Raw genomic sequence first — 26,751 nt, 5'->3', positions numbered from 1 at the left:
CAATCGTAAGCTCGAGCTATGCTGCAGCGCACAATGTGCGCTTGCCGAGACGCTGGCCCCGTGTCACCGGGGATACAGCGGCTCCGATGGAGGCTTGGGATGAGCACCTGGCGGATGGACACCCTGTTCGCGCCACGCTCCGTTGCGGTGGTCGGCGCGAGCCCTGACCGGACGTCCCGGGGCGCAGCGATCCTGCGCAACCTCGCCGCTGCCGGGTTCGAGGGCGACGTCGCCGTCGTCAACCCGCACCATCGCGAGGTCGAGGGAAGGGCCACCGTTGCATCCCTGCGCGATCTCGCCGTGCCTCCCGACGTCGTTGTAGTGACAGCCCCGGCGCCCGATGTTCCCGCGATCGTCGAGCAGGCCGCGGAGATGGGCGTTGCCGCCGCGATCCTGGTCACATCCGGTCTGGAGCCGCAGGAGGCCGGGCGCATTGCGGCCACGGCACGCAAAGCGGGGATGCGGCTGGTCGGTCCGGGGTCCTTCGGCGTCGTCTCCCCGCAGACGGGGTTCCAGGCGGGGTTCTCCGCCCGGCTGGCGCGGCGAGGCGACATCGCCGTCATCTCGCAGTCGGGAGCCGTGGCCACCGCCATTCTCGAGCGGGCCGAGCGGAGCGGAGCGGGCGTCTCCGGCCTGATCACGCTTGGCGACAAGATCGACATCGACTTCGGCGATTGCCTCGACCATTTCGCGCAGGACCGCGGAACAAGGGCCATCCTGCTCTACATTGAACAGCTGACGAACCCGCGGAAGTTCATGTCGGCGGCGCGGGCCGCGGCCAGGACCAAGCCGGTCATCGTGCTCAAGGCGGGCCGGCATGCGGCGGGCACCGGCCGGTTCGCCTCGCACACGGCGGCCCTGGCGGGCTCAGACGCGGTGTTCGACGCGGCGTTCCGCCGCGCCGGCCTGCTTCGCGTGCCGGACCTCGATGCGTTGTTCTCGGCCGTCGAGACATTGGCGAGAGTCGGGCCGTTCACGGGCGAGCGGGTCTCGGTGCTCACCAATGGCGGCGGCCTCGGCCTGCTCGCGCTCGACAGGCTCGGCGACCTGGAGGCGGAACTGGCGACGCTGGCGCCGGACACGCGCGAGGCCCTGAGCGAAGTGACCCCGCCGGAGTGGAGCGGCGGCAATCCGGTCGACCTCGGCTGCGAGGCCGATGCGGCCGCCTATGCGAGAGCGCTTCGCCTTCTGCTCGCCGATCCCGGCACCGACGCGGTGCTCACCATGAACTGCCCGACGGCGCTGGCCGACGCGGCGGCAGCGGCACAAGCCGTCGCGGATGTCGTGACAGAGCACCGGCGCTCGAGCCTGCGGCCCAAGCCGGTCTTTGCCGTCTGGCTGGGCGGGCCGGACCCGGCAGTCGAAGCCTTCGAGCAGGCGCGCGTGCCGAGCTACACCACCGAGTCGGACGCGGTCGAGGGCATCATGCACCTCGTCGCCTACCGCAAGGCGCAGACGCTCCTCATGGAGACCCCGCCGAGCCTGCCTGCCGGTTTCTCGCCGGACACGGAGGGGGCCCGCGCGGCCGTCCGAGAAGCACTTGCCGCCGGCCGGCGCTGGCTCGACCCCGCCGCGGTTTCCGCTGTCCTGGCCGCCTACGGCATCCCGCTTGCCGCGTCCCGGGTGGCCGCCACTCCGGAGGAAGCGAGCCGCGTCGCGGGTCCCTTCCTCGCGGCAGGCCAGGCAGTGGCCGTTAAAATTCTGTCGGAGGACATTCCGCACAAGTCCGAGGTGGGCGGCGTGGTCCTCAACCTCACCTCACCGGAGAGCGTATCCGCGGCCACGGCGGCGATGCTGTCCCGCGTCGCAGCCGAGCGCCCGGATGCCCGCATTGACGGCGTGACCGTCCACCCCGTGATCACCAGCCCTCACGGCCGCGAACTCATCGCCGGCCTCGCCGACGACCCCACCTTCGGGCCTGTCGTCGTGTTCGGCCGGGGCGGCCGGGCGGTGGAGGTCATCGGCGACAAGTCGCTGGCCCCTCCGCCGCTCGACATGAACCTCGCCCGCACCATGATGATGCGCACGCGTGTCTGGCGCGTGCTGCAAGCCTACCGAGGCATCGCAGCCGCCGACGTGGATGCGGTCGCACTCGTGCTGGTCAAGCTGGCGCAGCTCGCGGCCGACGTGCCCGAGATCCGGGAGCTCGACCTGAATCCGCTGCTCGCCGACGAGCATGGCGTCATCGCGCTCGACGCACGCATCGGCGTCGAGGCGCTGCCGCAGTCCCGCAGGCGGGAGACCGGCAATCCCCGCTTCGCCATCAAGGCCTATCCCAAGGAATGGGAGCGGCAGCTGACGTTGAAGGGCGGCTGGCGGGTCGACGTCAGGCCGGTGCGGCCGGAAGACGAGCCGCTCTACCCGCCCTTCTTTGCGCGCGTCACGGCCGAGGACCTCCGGCTGCGCTTCTTCGCCCATATGAAGGAGTTCAGCCATGCCTTCATCGCAAGGCTGACCCAGCTCGACTATTCGCGCGCCATCGCCTTCGCGGCCACCGAGCCGGAGACGGGTGACCTGCTGGGCGTCGTGCGCCTGCATTCCGACGCCAATCACGAGGTCGGCGAATACGCCATCCTGCTTCGCTCCGACCTGAAAGGCCGCGGCCTCGGCTGGGCCCTCATGAAGCTGATGATCGAGTACGCACAGGCCGACGGGCTCTCGACCGTGAAGGGCCAGGTGCTGCGCGAGAACACCACCATGCTCTCCATGGTGGAAGCGCTCGGCTTCGGCGTGAAGTCCGACCCGGACGACAGGGATGTCAAGGTGGTGACGCTCGACGTTGCCCAGGCCGCCCGGATCGGCGAGCACGAGTTTCGGGTTGAAAATTCGGCCGGATCGGCCTAGGACCAACGCCGCGTTGGTCTGCAGCTGTAGCTCAGTTGGTTAGAGCGCTAGATTGTGGATCTAGAGGTCCCCCGTTCAAGCCGGGGCAGCTGTACCACGCGAATTGCCCGACCTGCCTCAGACGTGCCTGGCGGTGCCTCGCACAGCCACCGTCAGGTGGCTGTGCCGTCACTCGCGGAGCCGACATCGCAGATGCCAGGCCGATCAGCTGCGCCGGAACTGGATGCCGCAGCGCTTCTGAATACTGACCTGCTCGATCGCTTCCATTTCGCCTTTCAGGCGGGCCAGCTCGGCAGCGGTCGTCGAGTCACCCTTGATGAAGAACAGGGCTGGCCAGAACAGGACGACGCCCACGCCGGTGGCAACCGCATCGCCGGTCGCCTTGGAGTCCTGCACGCCTGCGACCTGTGCGGCGCGCGAGGACAGCCGAGCGGCTTCCTCGCTGATCTGCGGACACGACCAGTTCTGGTAGGAGATCGGCGAGACATACGCGGCGGCGATGTTCTCGGAGCGGGACGCACATCCCGTAAGGGTTGCAGCGGCAGCGATCATCGTAATCATGCGGGACAGGTAAGTCATCGTGATCCTCAACTAGTATCGGTCACGACGGTATCAGTCCGGCCTGAGCGTTTCGTTTAGGGACGCGGTGAACGAAGGCTTGAATTTTAATCGCGTTGAGGCCGCTGCGGCCCGAAGCCAATATTGGCTCCCGCCGATTGCTGGAGGGTTTGGCGCAGGCATCGTTTCAAGGAAGCCGAGCCGATTCGACGCCGCTGTGAGCGGACGACGGCTGCGCTGCGTGCAGGGCCTGCCGCTTCCAGGCGGTGAGGAGCAGCACCGCGAGACAGCACACGGTGTGGACCGCGTTGACCGCCGCCAGCCAGACGTCCCAGACATTGACGAGCGCGTAGGCCGTCGTCGCCGCGCTGCCGAGGAGCCAGATGATCCAGGTCGAGTAGGCGATGGCCGTCGCACCGTGTTGGTCGCGTGCCACGGCGGCGATCTGTGGGCCGTAGGAGACGATCTGCAGGCCGTTGAAGGCCGTGAAAGCCAGGAAAACCGCGTCTTCCGCAAGCATGCTCGCCTCCCGCTCAGGTGCGGGGAGTCGAGCCGTACAGACGGCCGGCGTCTGTGAGCTGTTTCACACCGGCGAGGGATGTCCGGCCTCAGCCGGCGCGCAGCCTGTTCCTGGGGCCACGCTCGATCATCACCTCGACGGCCGTCATCGCATCGTCGAGTTGCTTGATCCGCCCGGAATTACGGGCATTCCGGGCGCCGGGACGGCCCAGCTCCGCCTTCGCCTTCTCCAGCTGCTGGCGCAGGACGACCAATGTGGTCCGCTCGTCGCTCGGCATCATGATTCCCCGTTGGCGCCGCTGGCATAGCATCTCCGATGTCGCGTCGGCGTGACGGCGACGACACGCGGGACAGGAAACCCGCCCCGCCTCCCTCACGCACCTTCAATCCGTAACGCGCGATGCGTGTCACCCGCGTGTAACGCAACCTCGCTAAATCGCAGCCATCGAATGAACCACCTGCACTTCCGTGACCTGGAACGACCATGCGGACGCTCCTCGCCAGCCTCCTGCTGCTCGCCCTGCCGTTGCACGCCCAAGCGGAGCCGGAGTGGCCCTCCAACGTGACGCCACGGCCGAACAAGATTCAGTTTCTCTGTACAGCCGACGTCGAGCGCCAGTGCACGGTGCGGCTGGGCGGCTGCCTCGGAGCGCCGGACACGACATCCACGACCTGCTGCGCGGCGTGGACGATGTGCCTCAACACCTATCACTGCAACGCAGCCGGGTTGCACTGTCGGGCAGAGTAACCCGCCCGGGACAAGTCAGTCGCGATAGTCTGGCTCCTGCGCGTCCAGCACCTCGCGGATGGCGGAGAGGTGCTTCGCGGCGAAGCCCGGATACTCCTCCCATTGCCGCGCCGTCTTCTCGGCGACCTCGTCTGAGGCGACGTTCAGGGGCCGCCCGGTCGAGAGCGCCGTGACGTAGGTCTCGGCCGCCTTCTCGAAATAGTAGATCGTGTCAAAGCACTGGGCGACGTCGGGGGCTGTCACGAGCACCCCGTGCTGGCCCATGACGAGAACAGACCGATTGCCCAGCGTTCGGGCGATGCGCTCGGCTTCATCGCCTAGCCCCATGCCGTCATAGCCATCGTCTACGGCGACGCGGCTGAAAAAGCGCATGGTGTTCTGGTCGATGGGAGGCAGCACGGGATCCTTCAGGCAGGCGAGCGCCGTCGCGTAGCGGGAATGGAGGTGCATGATGCAGCGTGCCTGGGGAACGGCGCGATGCAGGGCACCGTGAATGGCGGCCGCGGTCGGGTCGATCGTGTCGCCGACACCCGTCGACAGGTCTTCCGCGTCCATCTCCACGAGGTCGCTGGCGTGCATCATCGACCAATGACGGCCATAGGGATTGATCAGGAAGCGCTTTCCGTCGGGAGAGACGGCGAGGCTGTAGTGGTTGGCGATCGCCTCGTGCATGCCCAGGCGCGCAGTCCAGCGCAGGGCGGCGGCAAGGTCGCGGCGGGCTTCGGCGTGCTGCATCGGTCTCTCCCGGGGGAGACGCACGATAGAGCCGGCGTCGAGTGAGCCGCAACCAGACGCATCCAGCAACTCTGGAACTGCCGGCCTGCTGCCGGGTTGTCTCCGTCTTACAGGAGGTGAGCCATGAAACTTTCAGTTCTCGCAGCCATCGTCGCCTTGTCGGTGACGCCCGCCCTTGCCCAGACAGACATGTCGACCCAGGCGCCCGGCGCCTCGGACGGCCAGACCATGCACAAGAGCATGAGCCACAAGAAGAAAATGAAGAAGCACCACACCCGCGCCAGCAGCTCGACGATGTCGAGCAACTGCAAGAACATGGTCAAGACGACGGACACGCAGAAGCCGCAGCCCTGCACCTGAGACGTTTGGCGCACGACCAGCCCGGGTCCGACCCGGGTTGATCTCGCTGCCGTGATCCTTACATGGTGACGCGCCGCCGGTTCGACCGTCGGTGCGCCGCGCCATGGAAGGACGAGAATGCCGCTCAGGACAGTGTTGGCCGGACTGGGTATCTTCTTGCTCGTCGGCCAAGCGCAGGCGGCAGTCCGGCATCTGACCGTCTCCCAGGAGGTTCTCGGCCAGGTCGACGTCGTCGCGCCCGAGGGCGAGCCGAAGGGGCTCGTCATCATTCTCTCTGATTCCGATGGTCTCACGGATCTTCGCCGCAAGCAGGCCGAGACCATCGCCGAGCAGGGTGTCGCCGCGGCCCTCGTCTCGAGCCCGGCTCTCCTGGACACCTTGCGCGCGTCCGATGACGACGACTGCCACTACCCGCTCGGCGAATTCGAGGATCTCTCCCAGATCGTCCAGCGCACGCTGGCCATGCCCGTGTACCGCTGGCCGGTCCTGCTCGGCTTTGGCCTCGGTGGAACCGTGGCCTACCTGTCCGCCTCCCAGGCACCGTTGAACACCGCGGCCGGCGCCGTGAGCGTCGGGGTCTCCGACAGGCTGCCGTCGCGGCTTCCGCTCTGCGACGACCACGAGCGGCAGGTGAAGCTCCCGGACGGCGTGTTCCAGTACCCGCCGCGCGACGACATTCCCGGCCGCTGGATCGCCGTCACGCCGGGCCCGGATCCCGTTGCCGAGGCCTACGTCAAGGCTGACAAGGACAACAGCCTGATCGTGGAGACGGGCGGGGCGGAGGCGATGTTCGCGCAGGCGGCGAAGGCCGCCATCGGGCTGGCCGAGGCTCGCACCGGTACACTCGACGACCTGCCGATCGTCGAGTTGCCCGCTGACGGAAAGCCGCGCACGCTGGCGGTGTTCTATTCGGGCGATGGCGGTTGGCGCGACATCGACAAGCAGATCGCCGAGTACCTCAGCAAGCATGGCGTCGCCGTGGTCGGCGTGGACAGCCTGCGCTACTTCTGGAACCGCAAGACGCCTGACGCGATCGCCAACGACCTCGGCCGCATCATCGCCGCCTATGATCTGAAATGGGGCACGCGGGACGTCGCCCTGGTCGGGTATTCCTTCGGCGCGGGCGTCATCCCCTTTGCCTACAACAAGCTGCCGCCGACGCAGCAACGGCTCGTGCGCTTGCTGGCGTTGCTGGCCCTCGACCCGAAGACCAGCTTCGAGATCTCGGTGTCCGGCTTTCTCGGCGTTGACAACTCCGACGACGTTCCTGTCGGCCCGCAGGTCAAGCAGATGGACGCACCCGCGAAGGTGATCTGCTTCTACGGCGCGGACGAGGATCCCGCGGAAACGGGCTGCCTGCTGCCTGAACTCGCCCCGACCATGCTGGTGAAAAGGCCCGGCAAGCACCATTTCGACGGGGAGTACGAGCCCATCGCGCAGTCCATTCTGGACCGGATCCGCAAGGGCGCGTGAAGCGCGGGCCGATCAATACGCGTTCGTGAGGTCGCAATCGCGCGCGGCTGCCCTATAGTGACATCCGTATGAAGGTCTCGGGGTCCCGCGATGCCTCGTATCGTACGGTTTCGTCATTGGCCTGCCCTGTGGACCCTGTTCGCCGTCGTGGCGTCGGGCCTGGTTCTTGCGCTCGAACATCCCTCCGCGCGCGCCAATGATCGAGAGGCGGCGCCACCCCCGCCCGAACCGAACCTGCCCGGCGTCGTCATCGAGCGGGCACCGGATCCGGCGGAAGCCGCCTCTGCCGACGACACCGCTTCCCGGGTCCTGCTGCTTTCCGGCGACGGGGGATGGACGGATGTGGAGGAAAACCTCTCCGCGGAGTTCGTCGACTACGGCCTCACCGTCATCGGCATCGACAGCCGCCGGACCTTCGTGAGCGACCATGCGCGCGAGGAGATCGCCCACTACCTGGAGCGACTCACGGGGTCCGGGCAGGGCCTGATCATCGTCGGCTATTCCTTCGGCGCCGATCTTCTTCCGATTGTCTGGCCCGCACTCTCGCGCAAGCTCAAGGACAGTACGGTGCGCGTCGCCATGATCGCGCCGACCCATGACGGCTCGCTGCGGATCGATCCGACCGGCCGCTACGACGCGGCTTTCGGACCCACGATTCCGCTGCAGGAGACCGTGCAGCATGTTCCGCGGTCACGGCTCGTCTGCATCTTCGGCGTTCAGGAAAGGCTGAGCGGCTATTCCAGCTGCACCAATCCACAGTTTGATCCCGCCGAACGCGTGGAATTGCCCGGCGGACACGACCTGGGGCGTAATTACGCGGACATAGCAGGCGCGATCGCCAAGCCGCTGCGGTTGCACCGGCACCGCGCGACAACAGGCCTCGCCTCACGGCACGCTTCTTTGCCCACTACAGGGGCGATCCACGGGGCCGGTCAGACGCCCTGAAGCCCGCTCCGGTTCTGGCGGCGCACGACCTCGTAGCCGAGATCCGTAAGCTCGTAGACCAGCGCGTCGAGCCGTCGCCCCCGTTCCCGCGGCATGTCGAGCGGCTCGACATAACCTGCAACGAGAAGCTGCATCACTGACGTGTCGAGAGGCGCGAGTGGCGTGGCATCAGCCAACTCGACGACGATCAGGCCATTTTCCTTGGCCGCCCGGAGCAAAAGTGATTCGGCTTCTGCTGAGAGTTCCGGGTTCGCCATTCCTATGGCCTCCATCGCGCCACACCGTACGGAGACGTTCCATCCTGCAATGTGACTTTTCGCACATCGCTCTCATCAACTGCATGATTCGCGAGCTTGAGCCGAGCCAGGTGCGCCGCCTGCGTCACCGGCCATCCAGCTTGGCGTCTTGTCGCTGTGGCAAACCCCAGTTAGCTCTGGAACTGACGGCTTTATCTGCTTGAGTTTATCACAGTAAAGCGTACGTGGCAGAGTTGCAGGGGGACATTCACGATGATGCGCAAGCTGGTTGCAGAGGGCATTGGCACGTTCTGGCTGACATTTGCGGGGTGCGGCAGCGCGGTTCTTGCCGCCGGCTTCCCAGAGGTAGGGATCGGGCTGCTCGGTGTATCGCTGGCCTTCGGTCTCACCGTCGTCACGATGGCCTACTCGATCGGCCACATTTCGGGTTGCCACCTCAACCCAGCGGTGACCGTGGGCCTTGCCGCGGGCGGCCGGTTTCCCGGCGGTCTGGTGATCCCCTACATCGTCGCGCAGGTCGTTGGAGCCATCGTCGCGTCAGCAGTGCTCTACGTCATCGCCAGCGGGGCTGCTGGCTTCGACCTTGCCAAGGGCTTTGCCTCGAACGGATATGGCGAGCACTCGCCGGGCAAGTACGGCCTGGGTGCTGCACTGATCATCGAGGTGGTGATGACGATGATGTTCCTCTTCATCATCATGGGTGCGACGCATGGCCGTGCTCCGGCAGGCTTCGCGCCGCTTGCCATCGGGCTCGGCCTGACGCTCATCCACCTGGCGACCATTCCGGTGACGAACGCGTCAGTGAATCCTGCGCGCAGCACCGGCCCGGCGATCTTCGTCGGCGGCTGGGCGCTGGCGCAGCTGTGGCTCTTCTGGGTCGCCCCCATCGCCGGCGGCGTCATCGGCGGCGTTCTCTACCGCTGGCTGAGCCAGGACATCGAGGCCGAGGTCACCGGCCGCGCGTGACGCTGATCACCGGCGCGGGAGGCTGCCTTCCGCGCCGGACGCCTGTATTCTTCGGGCCATGTGCAATCTCTACAGTATGACCAAGGGCCAGCAGGCCATCCGCGAACTCACCCGCGCCCTGCGCGACGAGACCGGCAACCTGCCGCCCCTTCCCGGCATCTTTCCCGACGGCATCGCTCCGGTCGTGCGAACCGGCAAGGATGGCGTGCGCGAGTTGGTGTCGATGCGCTGGGGCATGCCCGGCCCGGTGAAGCTCGACTGCCCGCCCGTCACCAACATTCGCAACACCCGGTCACCGCACTGGCGCGCCTGGCTCAAGCCGGCAAACCGGTGCCTCGTGCCCGTTACCTCCTTCTGCGAGTGGGAGGACACGAAGCCGCGCAAGACGCCTGTCTGGTTCGCCCTGTCCGAGGACAGGCCACTCTTCGCCTTTGCGGGAATTTGGACGAATTGGCGCGGTGTTCGCAGAAAAATTGAGGGCGAGCACACGCTTTTCGGCTTCCTGACGACCGATGCGAATGCCGAGGTGGGTGCCGTCCATCCCAAGGCCATGCCCGTCATCCTCACCACGCCGGAGGAGATGGAGACCTGGATGCAGGCACCTGTGGAGGAGGCTCTGGCGCTTCAGCGGCCTCTGCCGGACGGGGCACTCGCCGTCGTCGCCCGCGGGCCACGGGAAGACGCCGCTCCAGCTGTCGCGTGAGGCGTGTGCGCCTGAGCACGTTTCATCAACCACGTTGGCCGCATCCTCGTCTCGACATCCAGCAGAGGCGGGCGAGCCATGACGACGGTCCGGGTCATCAAGGGGTTCAACCCCCGCAAGCACATCGTGGAGCTGACCCTCGGTGCCGTCGCGGTGTTCAGCTTCTTCACGGCCATCGCATCTCTTGCGAGCGCCCTGACCCTCGCCGGCTCGGTCAACTGACCGCGTACGCTCCATCGCCCCGCCGGGGGTGGAAAGCCTCGCGCTCTGTGGCATGATACCGGCTCTCGACCGCGGCAAGAGCTGCGGCGCCATGGCCGGTCCGGAGACCTTCTGGTCTCCCGCCAAGCAGAGGTGAGCCATGACGGTCTGCGTTTATTCCACGTCCGCCAACCCGCCCGCCTGGGACGTCGATCTTCCTCGTGAAGGCACACTCGCGGAAATTCGCAGGGTGGAGGAGGCCTTCATCATCGTCCCGGTCCCCGGTCTCGCTCTCGACGACATCGAGACGGGCCCCTACGGGTCGAAGCAGGACGCCATGGACGCGATCGCGGCCTATCTCGGTCGCGACTGCATCATGGGCCGGGGCGAGTAGGAACCCGCGGGCCGTTGGCCGGCCCGCAAGCGCCTACTCTCACGAACGCGACGCGCTTGCAGTCCCGCCCGCGCTTCCGGCGCCGGAGGCGGAACCCGAGCCGTTTCCGCTGCTGGACGCGGATGCACTGCCCGAGGCCGAGCCGCTAACGCTGGCGGACACGCCATTCGAACCTACTGACGCAGAGCCGCCGGCGGTGCCCGATCCCTGGCCCTGTGCGCTGGCGCTGCCCGACGTGCTGGCTGACGACGAACCATGACCATAGGCCGAAACCGAGGCTTGGCCTGAGCCGGTTCCGGTGACGCCGGTTCCGGTGCTTCCCGTGCCGGTGGAGTCTGAGCCGTCCGCGGTCGAGCCGGTACTGCCGGTGCCGGACGAGTTGTTACCGGTGCTGGTGCTGCCGTCCGTCGTGCCGGTGCCCGGGCCCTGGCCGTTCACGCCACTGCCGGTCGGGCCGCCGGGGAAGAACCCGTTGCCGCCATTCGTGAAGAAGAAGGCCGGATTGGCGCTCGAGGACGACCCGGTTCCGCCCCGCTGCTCGACAGTCACCTCGTCGATGGCGCCCGTCACGAGGCAGTCGACCAGGCCGCGATGATAGGCGGAAGACGCAGTGCAGCGGGGGTCGAGCCGCGGTCCTGTCTGCGCCGAGGCCGGAGACACTGCGAACGCCATCAGTCCGGGGAGCAGAAGCGCGCCGACCGAAGCTGCAATTTTAGCCGACATGTCAAGTCTCCTTTAACCTTGAAACACGGTGGAGCCAAAACTCTGTCGGCACGGGCCGGTTCCCGGGAAGCCGGCCCGGCTAGATCGGCCATGTCTCCCGCCGCATTGCGGAATCCCAGAACATGAATTCGAGGCGGGTCGCCGTATCGTAAGCCTCGTCCATGCCGGCGCGCTGGGACAATGGCGAATTCTCGCCGAGACGGTCGGTCGCCGCGATCATGTCGCGCACCGCGGCATCGAATTCGTCGCCGGCATAGGTGTCGATCCAGGCCCTGTACGGATTGCCGGGCGACGCGATGGCGTGCACGTGCTTGCCGACCTCGGCATAGATCCAGAAGCACGGGAGCAGCGCCGCAGCGACCACCGGCAAGGGTTCGCGGAACGCGGTGGCCAGCAGGAACGACCGGTAGTGATGGCAGGCGGGCGTCAGAGCCGTGCGTGCCGCCTCCTCGGGAGCAATCCCGAACAACTTGAAATAAGTGCCGTGCAGGTCGCGCTCCACGACGATTGCGGTCTCTGCGGCCCGTGCGAACCGGACAATGTCGTCAGGGTGGTCGGACTTTGCCGACGCAACTGCCAACACCTGCGCGAAGGCGACGAGGTAATGGGCATCCTGCAGCATGTATCCGCGAAAGACATCGAGGGGCAGCGAGCCGTCGGCCAACGCCGTATTGAATGGCATATCGCGGATCGCTGCGAATCGAGCAGCGTTCCTCGTCCAGGCGTCCTGAGAGAATTGAGAGGTTGTCTGCATGGATCTTCACTCCCCGGCATGGCAGGCGTCTTTCATCGGGCCTTGAGCTTTGCCATTCATGTGATTCTTGGCACGTGAGTTCCAGGCGAATACAGTGAAGATCATGCCTTCGCCAAGGTGGCGGAAGCAGGACGGCCCAGGCTGGCCTTGTCGCAGATGAACCAGTTCGCCTCCGCCACCGACGATCCCTCCGCTCCCGCTGGCGGTACCGGGCCGGCATCGGCCAAGACCGGGCAGACGTTCGGGTTCATCCCCTCGCTGCGCCTCCGGCTTCTGGCGTTGACGCTGGCCACCCTACTGCCGGCCCTCGCCGTGGTCGGCTACACCGAATGGAACATCGACCGCCTGCGCCGGGCGGAAGTGCACGACCTCGCGCTGCGCAGCGCCCGCCTCGCCTCCTCGGAGCTCGATCGCATCTGGGAGGGGGTCGGCTCGCTGATGGCGGCGGTGGCGATGTCGCGAGACGTGACGTCCCGGCAGCCGGAAGTCTGCGGCCGCTACATCAGCCATCTGCAGGAGCAGTCGCCGCAGCTGCTCGGGCTGAGCGTCGTCGACGCATCGGGAAATGTGCGGTGCGGGCCAGAAGCCGGAACGGACGAAGCCTCCATGTTCGACCCCGGCTGGATTCGCCATGTCTCGGAGGCGGATCGTCTCGTCATTGGCACCTTCGTCATGGCGGGGTCGCCGCCCCGGCCGGTGCTGCCGCTTGGGATGCCGGTGGCCAGCGAAGCGGAAGGCCGTGTCGTTCTCCTGGCGGCCATCGATCTGCGCTGGCTCGGCAGCCGCTTGCGCGACAGGGGCCTGCCGCCCGGCGGCTCCCTGACGATCGCCGACGGCAACGGCACCATCCTGGCGCGCGAGCCGCTTCCCGAGCAGTTCGTCGGCTCGCACATCCCTCAGGCCTACATGCGGCTGGTCCGCGGCACCGTGGCGGGCACGGAGGACATCACCAGCCAGGACGGGACCCGCCGCGTGCTCGGCTATGTGCCGCCGGCACTGCAGGCCTCGGGATTGTATGTCAGCGCCGGCCTTTCCGACGAGGCCAGCTACGGCGCCGTGAGCCGCGCGGCGCGGCTGAGCGCCTACATAGCGGGCGCAGGTGCCCTGCTCGCCTTGCTGGCAGCATGGCTCGTCGGTGATCGGGTGATCAGAAAGCCCGTCCTCGGGCTGATCGGCACCGTCGAGCAGCGCCGCGCGGGGGACATGGCGGCACGCAGCGGCTACCGCGAGAACTCCGGCGAGATCGGCGCGCTGGGAGCCGCACTCGATCGCATGATGGACCGCGTCGACGAGCAGCAGCAGCATCGCGACCTGCTGGTGCACGAGCTCGATCACCGCGTGAAGAACATTCTCGCCACCGTGCAGGCCATCGCCTCCGCCACCTTCAAGCAGGCGGAGCGCACGGCCGACGCGCTGCCGCAGTTCTCCGAGCGCATCGTCGCCCTGTCCAAGGCGCACGACATCCTGACGCGGGAAAACTGGGAAAGCGCCGACCTGAAAGTCGTGGTGGACAGCGTCGCCCGGCCACTCGACGGGCCCGGTGGGCGCTTCGAGATCTCCGGCGGAAGCGTCGAGTTGACGCCGCGCCAGACGCTGGCTTTCACCATGGTGCTGAACGAGCTGCGCACGAACGCCGCCAAGTACGGAGCGCTCTCGACGGATCACGGCAAGGTAAGCGTCACCTGGTCCGCGGATCCGGCGACCGGGTCCGTCGACCTCACCTGGCGCGAGATCGACGGGCCGCCTGTCGTGCCGCCGGAGCGGAGCGGCTTCGGCACCCGCCTCATCCGGCAGGGTTTTGGCCGCGACCTCGGAGAGGTCTCGCTGGACTACGAGCCGGCAGGTGTGGTGTGCCGCATCCGCACCACACCGGCCACTTAGCCTCGGCGAAACGTCCCGGAGCCTAGTCCTTCAGCAGTCCCGCGCTGCGGAGGGCGCGCGAGATGACCTCGCCGACATCGATGCCACCCACGCCGGCGGCAGCGGAGGTGCCGCCGGGGCGCCCGGAGGCGCCCCGGACGGCGTCCCGGCCAGGGCCGCGGTCTGCGGGGCCCGCAGCCGGCCGGAACTCGGGTCGCGACGCGCTATCGCTGATGCCGAAGAAATCACAGAGGGCGGCACTCGACGCGACACCCGCTTCAAGGAAGAACGCGCCCTCCTCGCCTCCGCCGTCGATGCCGGCGTCGATGGGAAGCCCGTGGCCGAGCCCCGGCACGAGCACCCGCTCGACCGCGACGGCGCCGTCAGTCCCGAGCCAGACCTGCCGGCGCACTCCGTCGCCAGAGCGGTCCAGTCCCGCCCGGACATCGAGACCGTGCACGTCGGTCCACTGCGCCACGAGCGCGTCGGCGTTGCCGGTCACCACCGTGCGGTCGGCATCGCCGTGCCAGATGGAGACCCGCGGCCAGGCCCCTTGATGGGCCGATGCCGCGCGAACCAGGTTGCCCCACTGCTGCGGCGTCTTGCGACCGCCCTGGGCCATGGCTTCGAAGGCCTGCTGCACGGAGACAGCCGCGCCGTGCGGGAGTCCGGCGACGAGCCCGGCCGAGGCGAAGCGCTCGGGGTAGGCCGCAAGAAGCGAGGCCCCCATCGCCGCGCCCGCCGAAAGGCCGGTGACGTGAACGCGGGCCGGGTCGAGCCCGTGGCGCGCGATCATCGTGTCCATCATGGCACGGATCGATGCAACTTCGCCCAGGTCTCGCCGGGTCAGGCGGGGATCGAACCACGAAAAGCACCCCTTCGCGTTTCCGCGAGGGGTCTGCTCAGGCAGCAGCACGGCGAAACCATGCCGGTCCGCGAGCGTGATCCAGCCCGAGCCGCGGGCGTAGGAGGACGCATCCTGCGTGCAACCATGCAGCGCCACGACCAGCGCGGCGCCCCGCTCCAGCCCGTCGGGCACGTGGCTGAACATCCTCAGCCCGCCCGGGTTGACGCCGAACTGTGTCGTCTCGTCGAGCGAAGGTCCGGGCCGGCCGGGCTTTTGCCAGGCCTGTGGTCCTCCGCCGAGTGTGGAGGCCCAGCGCTCCTGCATTTGCCGGAGATCGCCGATTGTGCGGTTCAGTCGCGCCATGCCGCCTCCTGGCCGCGTTCCGGGCCATTGAGAAGTGAAGATCGATCAACGCGCATCATGGCGGAGGGTTGCTGCATCGCACAATTCATTTTTTGCGGTGCAGCGAAGACGGGACAGATCGCAGCGGTTTCACCGTGCGATGTCAGGAGGAGGGCTCGGGAGCCGCGTCGCCGCCGGATCGGCGCGTTGCGGACCAGCCATCCGTGAGGAGGGCGAGGTCTCCGAGATCCTGCTGCAGCTGCTCAAAGGCAAAAGGCAGCGACCAGAAACGGCCGATGACGGCGGCCGGCTGCCCGCGCAGCGTACCCTCTGCGCGGATGGCCTCGATTTCGGACGAATAGGTGCGGATTGCCTCGTCCAGCGCAGTGTCCGGCGGCACGCGGGTCCCGGTTCGCAATGCCCCTGAGGTGGCGGCCAGACGTGCGCGGGCCGCATCCCGGACAGCGGCGATGCACGGCGCCATGCGCGCCGCCAGCGTCTCGGGAAGGGCGACCGCAGCCGCCCGGCCGATCATCACCAGGTCGTGGCGGATGCGATAGAGGACGCGCACCAGCGGCTCGGGATCGGGCTGGTCGGTCAAATGGCTGCGCCGCTCGCGGGAGGCTTCGTCGGCGGCCGTCTCGAGTTGCTTCAGCGCCGCCCGGATTCGGGCATGGATGGCCGCGGCTCCCACCCGGCCATCGCCGGATAGGCCGGGATCGAAAAGAACCGAGAGCAAATCGGCATTGAGATCGGCGATGGCAGCTGCCGTCTCGCGAGCCTGGCGATGCGCGCGGGCCGGCAGCACGAGCAGGGCGACGACAATCCCGACGACATTGCCGATGCCGATCTCGATCACGCGGTAGAGCGCCGCCTCCCAGGGATCGGGGATCGCCGCGCCGCTGGGCAGGAGCATGATGAGAGCCGTCACCGGCGCGACCCGGAAGCTCGGCTTCAGGGCTGCAAGAAACGCCAGGGGTGCCGTCGCCGCCACGACTGCCAGGAAAAGCGTCGGCGTCGAGGCATGCGGGACCGAGACGGCCACGGCCGCGCCGACGATGGCTCCCGCCAACGTGCCCGCGAATCGGTCCGTCGCCGCCTTCAATGATCCGCCGACGCTCGCCTGCATCACGATGACCGCCGTGATGACGGCCCAGAAGCCCTGTGGAAGCTGGAACAGGCGCGCGATCAGAAAGGCCACTCCCGCGGCGATCGTCACCCGAAGCGCAAGGCGCATCTCGGGATCGTGGGAGCGGAGCCAGGCAAGTCCAGTCAACCGAACACCTTGAACGGGAAGTCGAGAGTCCTGCCCGTCCTGCCCCGGGCATGCAACCCCTTCCGCACACGCCTCCCCCTGGGCAGCCGGAAAGTGAACGGCGCGTTAATGCCGCCATTCCCCAGCCGCATTTCGTCTCTCACATGCAGAGGCTTAGGTCGCAGGACCTCCAGCTTTTCGCTGAGTTGTCGCCGGGAAGTAGTGCTTGGTTAAACAGCGTTATGACTTTTTTCTAAGCACACTTGCCTGATTTTTCGGCTCATTTTGTTGGTGTGAACAAGCGCGCGTTGCCACCGAATTCATGAGGTGGGGACTCGAAACGCTACGTTCCCGCTGACAAATGCCATTATTTGCGCAATGGTGTCGTCTTGAAGGGCTCGGACGGGAGATACGTATGGAACTCGAAGACAAGATCCGTCGCCGCTTGAAACCATTCATCGTCGAGGGTCGCATCCGCGAACCGTCGATCCGGAGCGTCGCAGGCTCGGCCTCGACGGACTCGTTCGAGATCGACATTGCTCCGGAACAGAAGGCTTTCGAACCCACCAATCTGGAAAGGGACCTTCGGGCGGCCCTGGCGGATCTCGCTCCGCTCATCTCGATCAGATTGAACCCGCTCGCCCCCTGAGGCGATGACGCAGGTCGCGGACGCCGATATCGCGGACCCGGCCTTTCCAGAACCCGAGCATGATCCAGCGCCGGCGCAGTTTTGTGCCGGCGCTTTTCGTGCGCCCTGCCGGGCCGCCTTGGGGCAGCGGGTGTTGGAGACCGATGGTGCCGAAGGCGCCCCGAAAGCGTCCAGCCTCTTCCGACGGTGTCTGACGGTGACCCGGACATCGCGGAAAGGATCTGTTATGGATACAAGCTATAGTTGCATTTACCCATTACTTTCCCTTCATGATTTTTCACCGGTGGTCCTCGCATTCGGAAAGGGCTGCTTCACGATATCCACGTGTTCGGCTTTCCATTTCTGTCGAGTACGCCATAATGAAACAGTGAAGTGGGGTGCGAGTCCGTCATTGGCGAATTCGCTCTTCAGTTCGGACGCGGCGAAGGATCGCCGTTGTGGACAGAAGACTGGTATTGCCGATCTGAAGGGACCTGAACGTGACCACTGTCGCGCCCCTCCTCCTTGCCTTGGCCCTTGGCGGGCTCATGGGGGTCTGCCTAGCCCGCGCGATGTCTGTCGCGATCGGCATCGGCATCTTCTTCTTCGCCGGGATTGGATTGTCGGCCTTCTCCGGCTGGACATTTTTGTTCTGGGGCGTCGTCGCACCGGTCGTCGGCCTGCAACTCGCCTATTTCGGCGGAGCAGCCTTCGCTGTCATGGTTCTCGGAGCGGGCGAGGCCGAGGAAACGGCCGAAGCCGAGCTTCCGGCCACGGTCAAGCGCCGCGACAGCGCCACCGCCTGAGCCGCCAACGCGGCCTCTCCGCCAGATAGTCGTTGCCTATTGCCGCCGTCGCTAGGAAAGTTCAGGCCGTACGGAGTCGAACGGGCCTGAACAAGGCCTCAGCGCGGAGCACGAGCATGGACCTGGCGCCGGAACTTCCCCGCCGCGCCCCAGGACCGGCAGGCCCGAGGGGCGGGACACCACGCGGGGGCACGTCATGAACGTGCAGCGCAAACCGCTCCCACAGACGGGCCAGAGTGGGCCCCGCGCTCTCAACGACCGCCGCCGGATCCACGGCTCGATCGCCCACGACATGGCGGTCGCCATCATCGGCGGCCGGCACAAGCCCGGCGACGTTCTGCCCAACGAGGACGATGCGAGCCGAAGGCTCGACGTGTCGCGCACGGCCTACCGCGAGGCGATCCGCATTCTTGCCGCCAAGGGGCTGGTGGAGAGCCGCCCGAAGACGGGCACGCGCATCCTGCCGCGCAGCCACTGGAACATGATCGACCCCGACGTGCTGTCCTGGCATTTCGAGGTCGAGCCGAGCCCGTCCTTCATCACCCAGCTGTTTGAACTTAGGCGCATCGTCGAGCCCAGCGCCGCGGCCCTGGCCGCCGAGCGTCGGAGCGAGGCGGACCTCGAAGGGCTCGCCGCCGCCCTCGCGACGATGAAGCAGGAGACGCTGGCCTCGGCCGCCGGCAACCAGGCGGACCTGGATTTTCACCACAACATCCTCGCCGCCACCGGCAACGAGGCGCTGGTTGCGCTGTCGAGCAGTATCGGCTCGACGATCCGCTGGTCGAATGTGCTGAAGAGCCGCCCGGGCGGTCAGATGCGCGAATCCTATCTCGACCACCTGCACGTCTACGAGGCTATCGCCGCGGGCGACGCGGCTGCGGCACGCTCCGCGATGGAGAAGCTTGTCGGCCTGTCCTCGGACGACATCTGGCGTACGCAGGCGAAGGCGAAGGGCTGAGAGGCTCCTCAGGTCCGCATCATCGTCGGCTCGCCGTAGCCGGGAGCCATCTTCCACGACTGCTCCTCGCGGGCGACGAAGGAACCGGGAAGCGAACGCGCGAGACCGGCCTCGATATCGTCGAGCGCGGCGTCGTCGCGGAACGGGTGGTGGTGGAAGGCCGCCAGGGCACGGGCCCCCGCGGCCTTGCACAAGGCTACGCCGGCCGCACAGGTGGAGTGCCCCCAGCCGACGTGACGGCCATATTCCTCTTCGGTGAACATGGCGTCGTAGATGACGAGGTCGGCGTCCTTGACGAAGGCGACGAGCCCCGGATCGGGTCCGTCCGCCGCGTGCTCGACGTCGCTCACGTAGCAGACACTGCAGCCGCCATGGTCGAAGCGGTAGCCGGTCGAGCCGCCGGGATGCTCCAGCAGCGTCGTGCGGACGGAACAGCCGGCGCCGAAGGCGAGCGTCTCGCCCGCCTTGAAGCCGTGATGCTCGATGGTCGCGGGCAGGTCGTCAAGCCGCAGCGGAAAGAGCGGCTGGTCGAACATGCGGCTCAGCGCCTCTTGCGCGCTGGCGCCGCCGAGATGCCCGCAGTGGATGCGGACCGTCGTGCCTGCCTGGTAGAGCGGCTCAAAGAAGGCGAGACCGGCGATGTGATCGTGGTGCAGGTGGCTGACGAGGATGTCGATGCGGGCGTTCTTGGCCCATTTCGCAGACTGCCCGAGCCCGATGATGCCGGACCCGGCATCGATGATGAAGGTGCGGCCACCCGCCCTGATTTCGACGCAAGCGGTGTTGCCGCCGTAGCGCTCCACCCGCCTGTCGGCGACGGTGAAGGAGCCGCGCACGCCCCAGAAGGCGACTTCAATGCCGCCCTGGTCCTTGCGTCCCCTGATGGTCGGGCTCACCGGCTCGCCTCCCGATCGGTTCGGGCCATCCGACATGTCCATGCGCTATCCCCGGCCCGCCGCCTTGCCGCCTTGCCGGCTCAAGACCGCGCACCCCCCGCGCGGGCCGAGAGGAGACGGTTCGTCGCCTCCAGTCGGTGCGCGAGATCGGTCAGCACGGCCTGCGAAAGCTGGGAGAACTCCCGGAGCAGGCCGAGAAAATGATCCTTGGGAAGGCGCAGCACCACCAGCGTCGTGCGCGCAACCACCGTCGCCGAGCGCGGCGCTCCCGTGATGACGCCCATCTCGCCGACGATGTCGTGCCGCTTCAGATGAGACACCACGAGCGGGCCCGTGGCGGTGTCGAGGAGCACGTCGGCCTCTCCTTCGAGGATCACGTAGGCGGCGTCTGACTCGTCGCCCTGCCGGAACATGGTCTCTCCGCCGGGAAACGCGAGTCTCTGGCTCGTGAAGGCAATCAACTTCAGGCGACGGGGGTCCAGCCCGCGAAAGATCGGGACTGCCTTGAGGACGTCGACTTCGCTTTCCAGACCCATCTCAAGAACCATCCTGCCCTCAGCCCGCAGCGCCTGCAACCGCCGCAGCGCCCTCGCTTGCATCGTCGTCGACAGAGGCGAGGGTGCTGCCATCCCACTCGATGCGAGTGTCGAAGTGCTTCAGCAACCCTGCGTCGCGAACCACCATGACCAGTGTCCTGCCCTTGCTCTGCTGCACCAGCCGCGCCGTGGCTGCGGCACGCTCCACGGCTCCGAAGCTCGCCAAGGCGTCGTCGATGACGAGCACCTGCGGACGCGTGACGAGGGCGCGGGCGAGCGCCACGCCGGCGCGCTGCGCGGGGGTGAGCAGCCGCCCGCCGTAACCGGCGGGGGTCGACAGGCCGAGGCGATAGATCTCGCCGATGAGTCCAAGGTCGGCCACGGTTTTCCGCACCACTTCCAGCACCTTTGCCTCGGCGCCTGGAACACCATACGCGATGCGTCCGAACAGAAGGTTGTCACGCAGCGGGGCGTGGGCCATGTAGCCGGCCGGGTCGAGAAATTCGATCATGCCGGCCAGGCCGTCCGGCAATTGCCGGCGCAGCTGGGGCCGCGCGGCGAGCACCCGCAGGGCCAGGTCGGGCGTCAGCAGGCCGAGGCGGTGGCGGGGCTCGACATAGTCGAAGGCGAGATCAATGAGGCGGCCCGCCTCCTCCCGGCTCGGCTCGCCGCCGCGTTCCAGCCGCGACACGATGCGCGCGAAGTCCGGCAGGTCTTCGGCCGAGATGAAGGAGAACTGCTCGAAGAGGAAGTGGTCGGACGGCAGGTCGGCGAAGATGTCGACCATGGTGGAGGCGATCTTCAGCCCCACGTCGGCGAGCGGGCGCGACAGGTCAAGCGCGTCGAGCGCCGCGCGGAAGCGCTCGTCGGATGGCAGCCTCTCGCGGGCGGCCTTGCCGGACGGGCTGCCGAAGAGGAGGTTTTCCCCTAGCGTGGCGTTGGAATTGTAGGCCGTGTCGTCGAAGCGTTCGACAAGTGCCGAATGCCCGCTCGCCGACAGCCGGCGCACCACTTCGTCGCGTGCCTCCACGGCCATGCGGGCGAGGTCCGGCGAAGCCGCGGGATCGACGAGACCGCCGAGACCGGCGCGATAGACGGCATCGTCGAGCCCGCAGACGGCGAGGGCCTGGACGATGCGGGCGTCGAGTTCCTCCGGCCCGGACGCCCCGGCGGCCTCCCAGTCCAGCCAGGCCGCGGTGTCTGCGTCCGCGCCGGGGTCACGCCGGTTGAGGCCGTACGCGACGTTCTCGCGGATCGTGCCGTGGAAAATGACTGGCTCGGGGCCGACATAGGCAAGCGGGCCTGTCAGCGCCTCGCGCGGTGCCGAGCCGATGTCGGTGGCACCGATGCGGATCGTCCCGGAGAACTGCGCCTGACGGGCGATGGCCCGAGCAAATCCCTCGGCGGCTTCACCCGTTCCCGAGTGCAATCCGATGCTGGCGGGCAGCGGCGTGGCGAAGCTGGTCGAGGAGACGAGCACCTGACCGCCGTGACCGACGATATGGACGTTTTCCGCCGATAGCGGCCCGTGCGACAGGTCGGCCAGCGGGGCGCGCTCTGCTCCGTCTTCCTCCCCCACCCCGGCGAAGGCGAACTGCTCGACGATCTGCTCGTACTTGACCTGCACGTCCATGCGCTGCTGGTCCCAGTCGATGAGTTCCTTCACCGGCGGGGGCAGCTCGCGGTAGGCGGCGATGACGGCGACCAACTGGCCGATGTCGAGGCTGCCGCGCAGCGCCAGGTAGCCACCCAGCGCATAGAAGATGAACGGGGTCAGTTGCGCGAGGAAGTTGTTGATGAATTTGACGGCGAATTTGCGCTTGTAGAGCGCGAAGCGGATCTCGTAGAGCAGCCCGAGCCGGCCGTCGATCCGCGCCATTTCGTAGCGGCCCGTGCCGTGGCCGTGCACGGCGGCCATGCCCTCGACGAGCTCGCCTACCTGTCCCGCGAGCGCACGCGATGCGATCTGGCGTTGGCGGCTGAGCCGCAGCTGCTCGCGCCTGAGGCGTGGGATCAGGACGCCCTGCCCGAGCACGATGGCTGCGGCGATCCCGCCCAGCGGCAGGCTCTGCACCATGATGAAGGCGAGTGCGGTGAGCGCCTGGCCGCCAAGGAAGACGGGCTGCACGAAGGCATCCCCGACGAAGCCGCCGATCGGCTCCACCTCGTCCTTCACGACGGTCGCCATCTCGGACGGCTTGACCGTGCGCAGCGCCTCCGGGCCGGCTCGCAGCATCAGCGAGGCGAGGTCGTGCCGGATGCGTTGCAGCAGCCGCTCGCCCATCGCGCCCTTCCGGACATTGATGACGTACTTGAACGCGCCGTTGATGACGACGAGCACGAGGAAGGCGCCGCTCAGAGCCAGCAGATAGTCGAGCCGGGACAGCGAGATACCATCGAACAGGTCGACGTGGCCGCCGCCGAGATAATCCGGCAGGCCCGGTTTCCACGAGAACAGGATCGCCTCGGCCTTGCCGTTCGTGAAGGCACGACCCTGGATCGCGTCGTTGACGATGGACCGCGGCAGGTCGAGCGACCAGAAATAGAACGGCAGCGAAGCCAGCACGATCGCCAGGATGACGAGCTGCTCCCGCCGGCTGTGCGTCCAGATGTACCGGAAAAGGTTGCGTTCCATGCGCCGCGCCAGAAGACCTGGGCCAGCCGCGGGCCGGGAGGCCGGGCAGTCAGGAGCGTGACGATGATCGCGTCGCCCTGCAACCGGAAAACACGCTGCCGGTCATCACCTTTCCAAAATGTAATTCGCCCGTCAGCGGCGCTCCACGTCGATTCCGCTCGAATGTCCCTGCTGACGCAGTACCGGTCAGCTGACGATGGAGACCGACATGGCCATCTCGCGCAAATCACTCCTGGGTCTGGGCGCCGGTGTGGCGTTGCTGGGCGGCCTGGGATTCGCGGTCGCAGCCCCCGGTGACGGACCAGGCGGGCACGGCTGGATGCACGCCAAGATGCACGGCGGAAAACATGGCGAGCGCGGACAGTGGGGCGAGCGATTCTGCGCGTCCGACCAGACGTTCGCGCCGCGGATCGCCGAGCGCCTGGAGGGAACGATCCGCCCGACCGAGGCGCAGAAGCCGGAGTTCGACGCCCTGAAGGCGGCGATGGAGAAGGCCGAGACCGGCATGAAGGCCGCCTGCCCGACGCAGGCCGAGCGCGACGACCGCACGCCTCCGGGACGGCTTGCACTGGCCGAGAAGCGCATGAGCGCCGGTCTCGACGCCATCCGCACCGTGCGGCCCGCCTTCGACGCCCTCTACGCCAAGCTCGACGACACCCAGAGGGACCGCCTGCGCTGGGTCCGCGGCGGCGGAATGATGGGGTTCGGGATGCACGGGCGGGGCTGACCCCGCCATGTGCGCCCCGGCAGGGCCCTGCGGCGGACCGGCCTTTGAGGGGAGGCCGGTCCCGCCCCGCCGTCAGCGGCGGGCCAGGGCGCGGGGCGGGGGATGCGTCCGCTGACGGGAGGCGGGGGACGCGGCCGTGACCACCACGATGGACCCCGCCCCGCTCGCCCCTGCGGTCGAACTAAAAGCGTGAGACGGTGCGCCCTCAGTAAACCACCACGCTCCGGATCGACTTGCCCTCGTGCATCAGGTCGAAGCCTTCGTTGATGCGCTCCAGCGGCATGGTGTGCGTGATCAGGTCGTCGATGTTGATCTTGCCGTCCATGTACCAGTCGACGATGCGCGGCACGTCGGTGCGGCCCCTCGCTCCGCCGAAGGCCGAGCCCTTCCAGACGCGGCCCGTGACGAGCTGGAACGGCCGGGTCGAGATCTCCGCGCCCGCGGGCGCCACGCCGATGATGATCGACTGGCCCCAGCCCTTGTGCGCGCATTCCAGCGCGGTGCGCATGACCTTCACATTGCCGGTGCAGTCGAACGAATAGTCGGCGCCGCCCTTGGTGAGGTCGACGAGGTAGGGCACAAGGTCGCCTTCCACCTCGTTGGGGTTGACGAAGTGGGTCATGCCGAACTTCTCGGCCATCGCCTTCTTGGACGGGTTCACGTCGACCCCGATGATCTGCTCGGCGCCTACGAGCCGCAGGCCCTGGATGACGTTGAGGCCGATGCCGCCGAGCCCGAAGACGACGGCGCGGGCGCCCGTTTCCACCTTCGCCGTCCAGATCACCGCGCCGATGCCGGTGGTGACGCCGCAGCCGATGTAGCAGACCTTGTCGAAGGGCGCGTCCGAGCGGATCTTCGCCAGCGCGATCTCGGGCACGACGATGTAGTTGGAGAAGGTCGAGGTGCCCATGTAGTGGAGCACCGGCTGCCCCTGGTAGCTGAAGCGGCTGGAGCCGTCCGGCATCAGCCCCCTGCCCTGCGTCGAGCGGATCTTCTGGCAGAGGTTCGTCTTGCGCGAGAGGCAGTATTCGCACTCGCGGCACTCGGGCGTGTAGAGCGGGATGACGTGGTCGCCCTTGCGCAGCGTCGTCACGCCCGGCCCGACATCGACCACCACGCCCGCGCCCTCATGCCCGAGCACGGCCGGAAACAGCCCCTCGGGATCGGCACCCGACAGGGTGAACTCGTCGGTATGGCAGATGCCGGTCGCCTTCACCTCGACCAGCACTTCCCCCGCCCGCGGGCCCTCCAGATCGAGCTTGACGATCTCGAGCGGCTTCTTGGCGGCAAAGGCGACGGCGGCACGGGTCTTCATGGAGGACGCTCCCTGGATGGTCGGCGCGCATCCTACACGGGCGGGGAGGTGGGGGAAGGGGCGGACTACCCCTCCGGAAACACCCTCCCCCAGTCGTTCTTCATGTCGACGACAAGCCAGCCGCGACGCGGGGCCTCGTCCAGGGCCTTGTCGAGGCGGCCGACGGAGCTGTTGCGGTCATAGGCCCATTCGCGCTCGGCGTCGGTGTGGTGGACGATCATGGCGAAGCGCGGGCCGGTGTTGAGCGTCGTCCATTGCAGCATCTGCAGGTCGCCGTCGGAATTGCCGGCGGCGAAGACGGGGCGGCGGCCGATGAAGCGGTTGATGCCGACGGGCTTGCCCGGGCCGTCGTCGATGAACTCGATCTCGGGCAGCTTGACGATGGCCGGGATGTCGCCGTCGAGCCGGAAGGCGGTGCGTCCGCTGGACCCCACGATCTGTTCGGGCGGGATGCCGTAGGTGGCCGGCACCCAGGGCCGCATGAACTCGACGCCGCCGCCCGAGACGATGAAGGTCTTGAAGCCGCTGGCGCGCAGGAAGGTGAGGAGTTCCAGCATCGGCTGGTAAACGAGCGAGGTGTAGGGCCGGTCGAAGCGCGGATGGCGGGCCGTTGCCAGCCAGTCGCGCACCGTCTTCTCGAACTCCGCGACCGTGACGCCCGCGTGGGTGGCTGCCACGAGCGAGAGGAAGCCTTTCTCGCCCAAAGCGGCGAGCGCCGCCCTGTCGCCCGAGAGGACGGCGTCGAAAGGCGGCTTGGTCGTCCACTCCGGATGCTGGCTGGCGAGCGCCTTCACCCGGTCTATGGCGAAGGCGAGCTGGAAATACATCGGCTGCTCGGCCCACAGCGTGCCGTCATTGTCGAAGGTGGCGATGCGCTCCTCCACCGGAACGAAGTCCGGTCCACCCGGCGTGGTGACGCGGGCGACGAAGTCGAGGATACGGCCCTTGGCATCGCCCTGCGTCCAGGATGGAAGCGGATCGGCCTGAGCGAGGGATACACTCGGGAGAAGGGGAAGAGACAGGCCTCCAAGCGCGGCGGCTAGCGCGGCACGGCGGGACCAGATTGGGCCTTGGCTCATCATTGTCGTCCCCCTGTGTCGCGTCATCCATCGGCTTGCCGCGCCAGAATTGCGCGGGATGGTTGCATCAAGCTGCGGGTGGCGAAGCTGAAGGTCAACCCTGCCGATCCGGGACTGGGCACTCGGCCGGGATGCGCTAGGTTCGATCGAGGCAGATTACAGCGCAGAGGGACATCGCCATGCACATCCACCGCTCGGGATCGCGGCCCTCAGGCACCGGTCCCGCCGACTGGTTCACCGGCCGGGTTCAAATCGACCCGCTGTTCAGCGCCCCCGACCCCGCTCGGGTGGCGGGAGCGCACGTCACCTTCGAGCCGGGAGCGCGTACGGCGTGGCACACGCATCCCCTCGGGCAAACCCTGCTCGTCACCGCTGGATGCGGCTGGTGCCAGCGCCAGGGCGGCCCGGTCGAGACGATACGGCCAGGCGACGTGGTGTGGTTCGAGCCCGGCGAGAAGCACTGGCACGGCGCGACCGCCACGACCGGCATGAGCCACATCGCCATCCAGGAAAAGCTCGATGGCAAGACAGTGGAGTGGATGGAGCAGGTCAGCGACGAAGAGTTTGGCGCAGGAAGCTGAGAATAACCCAGTTCGCGGAGCGCGGGTCTTCAGACCCGCATTTTTCAAAAGACCTTTCCGACAGCCGGCATCCCCCCACCCTGCCCTCCCCCGTGCACGGGGGAGG

Annotated in this window: 28 protein-coding genes and 1 tRNA gene; 15 read left to right on the top strand and 14 right to left on the bottom strand. The window is 67.5% G+C overall.

Features of this window, described 5'->3' with window-relative positions; all coding sequences use genetic code 11:
* Positions 1 to 99 precede the first annotated feature (99 nt).
* Together AC5JCN_RS24025 and AC5JCN_RS24020 are read left to right on the top strand one after the other, a co-directional pair.
* Positions 100 to 2,844 (top strand): bifunctional acetate--CoA ligase family protein/GNAT family N-acetyltransferase, encoded by a 2,745-nt coding sequence (locus tag AC5JCN_RS24025; RefSeq protein ID WP_495757615.1) that lies wholly within the window; start codon positions 100 to 102, stop codon positions 2,842 to 2,844.
* 20 nt (positions 2,845 to 2,864) lie between these two features.
* Positions 2,865 to 2,941: transfer RNA gene (locus AC5JCN_RS24020), tRNA-His, on the top strand.
* A 107-nt stretch (positions 2,942 to 3,048) separates the two neighbouring features.
* Here the strand turns inward: AC5JCN_RS24020 and AC5JCN_RS24015 are convergent.
* From AC5JCN_RS24015 to AC5JCN_RS24000, 4 genes are all read right to left on the bottom strand, one after another.
* On the bottom strand, positions 3,049 to 3,423 hold the full coding sequence (locus AC5JCN_RS24015) for a hypothetical protein (protein WP_495757614.1): 375 nt from the start codon (positions 3,421 to 3,423) through the stop codon (positions 3,049 to 3,051).
* A 166-nt stretch (positions 3,424 to 3,589) separates the two neighbouring features.
* Positions 3,590 to 3,922 (bottom strand): hypothetical protein, encoded by a 333-nt coding sequence (locus tag AC5JCN_RS24010; RefSeq protein WP_495757613.1) that lies wholly within the window; start codon positions 3,920 to 3,922, stop codon positions 3,590 to 3,592.
* 88 nt (positions 3,923 to 4,010) lie between these two features.
* A complete protein-coding gene (locus tag AC5JCN_RS24005) occupies positions 4,011 to 4,199 on the bottom strand; it encodes a hypothetical protein (protein WP_495757612.1) in 189 nt (62 codons plus the stop codon).
* Positions 4,200 to 4,684: 485 nt separating this feature from the next.
* Complete coding sequence (locus AC5JCN_RS24000) at positions 4,685 to 5,404, bottom strand: class II aldolase and adducin N-terminal domain-containing protein (RefSeq protein WP_495757611.1); 720 nt, start codon at positions 5,402 to 5,404, stop codon at positions 4,685 to 4,687.
* Positions 5,405 to 5,527: 123 nt separating this feature from the next.
* Here AC5JCN_RS24000 and AC5JCN_RS23995 point away from each other — a divergent pair, with 123 nt between their 5' ends.
* The 3 genes from AC5JCN_RS23995 to AC5JCN_RS23985 all read left to right on the top strand — a co-directional run bounded on the left by AC5JCN_RS23995 (position 5,528) and on the right by AC5JCN_RS23985 (position 8,182).
* The gene (locus tag AC5JCN_RS23995) at positions 5,528 to 5,764 is read left to right on the top strand and encodes a hypothetical protein (protein WP_495757610.1); all 237 of its coding nucleotides are present in this window, start codon (positions 5,528 to 5,530) and stop codon (positions 5,762 to 5,764) included.
* Positions 5,765 to 5,881: 117 nt separating this feature from the next.
* Positions 5,882 to 7,237 carry an AcvB/VirJ family lysyl-phosphatidylglycerol hydrolase gene (locus tag AC5JCN_RS23990; protein WP_495757609.1) on the top strand — a complete coding sequence of 452 codons (1,356 nt, stop codon included), beginning with the start codon at positions 5,882 to 5,884 and terminating at the stop codon, positions 7,235 to 7,237.
* A 147-nt stretch (positions 7,238 to 7,384) separates the two neighbouring features.
* Entirely contained in the window at positions 7,385 to 8,182 is a 798-nt protein-coding gene (locus AC5JCN_RS23985) for an AcvB/VirJ family lysyl-phosphatidylglycerol hydrolase (RefSeq protein ID WP_495757608.1), read from the top strand.
* Here the strand turns inward: AC5JCN_RS23985 and AC5JCN_RS23980 are convergent.
* Positions 8,170 to 8,439 carry a hypothetical protein gene (locus tag AC5JCN_RS23980; RefSeq protein ID WP_495757607.1) on the bottom strand — a complete coding sequence of 90 codons (270 nt, stop codon included), beginning with the start codon at positions 8,437 to 8,439 and terminating at the stop codon, positions 8,170 to 8,172. The two genes, AC5JCN_RS23985 and AC5JCN_RS23980, sit on opposite strands and share 13 nt — an antisense overlap.
* 252 nt (positions 8,440 to 8,691) lie before the next feature.
* Between AC5JCN_RS23980 and aqpZ the strand changes: the two genes are divergently transcribed.
* The 4 genes from aqpZ (at position 8,692) to AC5JCN_RS23960 (ending at position 10,703) form a co-directional block, all read left to right on the top strand.
* On the top strand, positions 8,692 to 9,405 hold the full coding sequence (gene aqpZ / locus AC5JCN_RS23975) for an aquaporin Z (RefSeq protein WP_495757606.1): 714 nt from the start codon (positions 8,692 to 8,694) through the stop codon (positions 9,403 to 9,405).
* Positions 9,406 to 9,463: 58 nt separating this feature from the next.
* Positions 9,464 to 10,108 carry an SOS response-associated peptidase gene (locus AC5JCN_RS23970; protein WP_495757605.1) on the top strand — a complete coding sequence of 215 codons (645 nt, stop codon included), beginning with the start codon at positions 9,464 to 9,466 and terminating at the stop codon, positions 10,106 to 10,108.
* A gap of 78 nt (positions 10,109 to 10,186) precedes the next feature.
* Entirely contained in the window at positions 10,187 to 10,330 is a 144-nt protein-coding gene (locus AC5JCN_RS23965; RefSeq protein ID WP_495757604.1) for a hypothetical protein, read from the top strand.
* A 139-nt stretch (positions 10,331 to 10,469) separates the two neighbouring features.
* Entirely contained in the window at positions 10,470 to 10,703 is a 234-nt protein-coding gene (locus AC5JCN_RS23960) for a hypothetical protein (protein WP_495757603.1), read from the top strand.
* A gap of 39 nt (positions 10,704 to 10,742) precedes the next feature.
* On the opposite strand, the gene AC5JCN_RS23955 is transcribed toward AC5JCN_RS23960, so the two are convergent.
* Positions 10,743 to 11,426, bottom strand: a complete 684-nt coding sequence (locus AC5JCN_RS23955; RefSeq protein WP_495757602.1) for a hypothetical protein — start codon at positions 11,424 to 11,426, stop codon at positions 10,743 to 10,745.
* A gap of 79 nt (positions 11,427 to 11,505) precedes the next feature.
* Positions 11,506 to 12,180, bottom strand: a complete 675-nt coding sequence (gene tenA / locus AC5JCN_RS23950; RefSeq protein WP_495757601.1) for a thiaminase II — start codon at positions 12,178 to 12,180, stop codon at positions 11,506 to 11,508.
* A 156-nt stretch (positions 12,181 to 12,336) separates the two neighbouring features.
* Between tenA and AC5JCN_RS23945 the strand changes: the two genes are divergently transcribed.
* A complete protein-coding gene (locus tag AC5JCN_RS23945; protein ID WP_495757709.1) occupies positions 12,337 to 14,061 on the top strand; it encodes an HWE histidine kinase domain-containing protein in 1,725 nt (574 codons plus the stop codon).
* A gap of 22 nt (positions 14,062 to 14,083) precedes the next feature.
* Here AC5JCN_RS23945 and AC5JCN_RS23940 read toward each other — a convergent pair whose 3' ends face one another.
* Complete coding sequence (locus AC5JCN_RS23940) at positions 14,084 to 15,250, bottom strand: extracellular catalytic domain type 1 short-chain-length polyhydroxyalkanoate depolymerase (protein ID WP_495757600.1); 1,167 nt, start codon at positions 15,248 to 15,250, stop codon at positions 14,084 to 14,086.
* 142 nt (positions 15,251 to 15,392) lie between these two features.
* Positions 15,393 to 16,466, bottom strand: coding sequence for an FUSC family protein (locus AC5JCN_RS23935; RefSeq protein ID WP_495757599.1), 1,074 nt, complete (start codon positions 16,464 to 16,466; stop codon positions 15,393 to 15,395).
* A 433-nt stretch (positions 16,467 to 16,899) separates the two neighbouring features.
* On the opposite strand from AC5JCN_RS23935, the gene AC5JCN_RS23930 reads away from it, so the two are divergent.
* The 3 genes from AC5JCN_RS23930 (at position 16,900) to AC5JCN_RS23920 (ending at position 18,876) form a co-directional block, all read left to right on the top strand.
* Entirely contained in the window at positions 16,900 to 17,133 is a 234-nt protein-coding gene (locus AC5JCN_RS23930) for a hypothetical protein (RefSeq protein WP_495757598.1), read from the top strand.
* 479 nt (positions 17,134 to 17,612) lie between these two features.
* Positions 17,613 to 17,918, top strand: coding sequence for a hypothetical protein (locus AC5JCN_RS23925; protein WP_495757597.1), 306 nt, complete (start codon positions 17,613 to 17,615; stop codon positions 17,916 to 17,918).
* Between the two features lie 196 nt (positions 17,919 to 18,114).
* On the top strand, positions 18,115 to 18,876 hold the full coding sequence (locus AC5JCN_RS23920; RefSeq protein WP_495757596.1) for a FadR/GntR family transcriptional regulator: 762 nt from the start codon (positions 18,115 to 18,117) through the stop codon (positions 18,874 to 18,876).
* 8 nt (positions 18,877 to 18,884) lie between these two features.
* On the opposite strand, the gene AC5JCN_RS23915 is transcribed toward AC5JCN_RS23920, so the two are convergent.
* From AC5JCN_RS23915 to AC5JCN_RS23905, 3 genes are read right to left on the bottom strand one after another with little or no spacing between them, the layout of a single operon-like run.
* Complete coding sequence (locus tag AC5JCN_RS23915; protein WP_495757595.1) at positions 18,885 to 19,814, bottom strand: MBL fold metallo-hydrolase; 930 nt, start codon at positions 19,812 to 19,814, stop codon at positions 18,885 to 18,887.
* A gap of 38 nt (positions 19,815 to 19,852) precedes the next feature.
* On the bottom strand, positions 19,853 to 20,320 hold the full coding sequence (locus AC5JCN_RS23910; RefSeq protein ID WP_495757594.1) for a cyclic nucleotide-binding domain-containing protein: 468 nt from the start codon (positions 20,318 to 20,320) through the stop codon (positions 19,853 to 19,855).
* A 7-nt stretch (positions 20,321 to 20,327) separates the two neighbouring features.
* A complete protein-coding gene (locus tag AC5JCN_RS23905) occupies positions 20,328 to 22,943 on the bottom strand; it encodes an ABC transporter transmembrane domain-containing protein (protein WP_495757593.1) in 2,616 nt (871 codons plus the stop codon).
* A 208-nt stretch (positions 22,944 to 23,151) separates the two neighbouring features.
* Between AC5JCN_RS23905 and AC5JCN_RS23900 the strand changes: the two genes are divergently transcribed.
* Complete coding sequence (locus AC5JCN_RS23900; protein WP_495757592.1) at positions 23,152 to 23,670, top strand: Spy/CpxP family protein refolding chaperone; 519 nt, start codon at positions 23,152 to 23,154, stop codon at positions 23,668 to 23,670.
* Positions 23,671 to 23,875: 205 nt separating this feature from the next.
* Here the strand turns inward: AC5JCN_RS23900 and AC5JCN_RS23895 are convergent, their stop codons facing one another.
* Both AC5JCN_RS23895 and AC5JCN_RS23890 read right to left on the bottom strand, forming a co-directional pair.
* Positions 23,876 to 24,985, bottom strand: a complete 1,110-nt coding sequence (locus tag AC5JCN_RS23895) for an S-(hydroxymethyl)glutathione dehydrogenase/class III alcohol dehydrogenase (protein ID WP_495757591.1) — start codon at positions 24,983 to 24,985, stop codon at positions 23,876 to 23,878.
* A gap of 65 nt (positions 24,986 to 25,050) precedes the next feature.
* Positions 25,051 to 26,064, bottom strand: coding sequence for an HAD family hydrolase (locus AC5JCN_RS23890; protein WP_495757590.1), 1,014 nt, complete (start codon positions 26,062 to 26,064; stop codon positions 25,051 to 25,053).
* Between the two features lie 179 nt (positions 26,065 to 26,243).
* Here AC5JCN_RS23890 and AC5JCN_RS23885 point away from each other — a divergent pair, with 179 nt between their 5' ends.
* Positions 26,244 to 26,645, top strand: coding sequence for a (R)-mandelonitrile lyase (locus AC5JCN_RS23885; RefSeq protein WP_495757589.1), 402 nt, complete (start codon positions 26,244 to 26,246; stop codon positions 26,643 to 26,645).
* The last annotated feature ends 106 nt before the right edge of the window (positions 26,646 to 26,751 follow it).

The sequence above is a fragment of the Alsobacter sp. genome (genome assembly GCF_059501845.1).
Note: the sequence above shows the minus strand (reverse complement) of the source record. Positions and strands in the feature narration are given on the sequence as shown.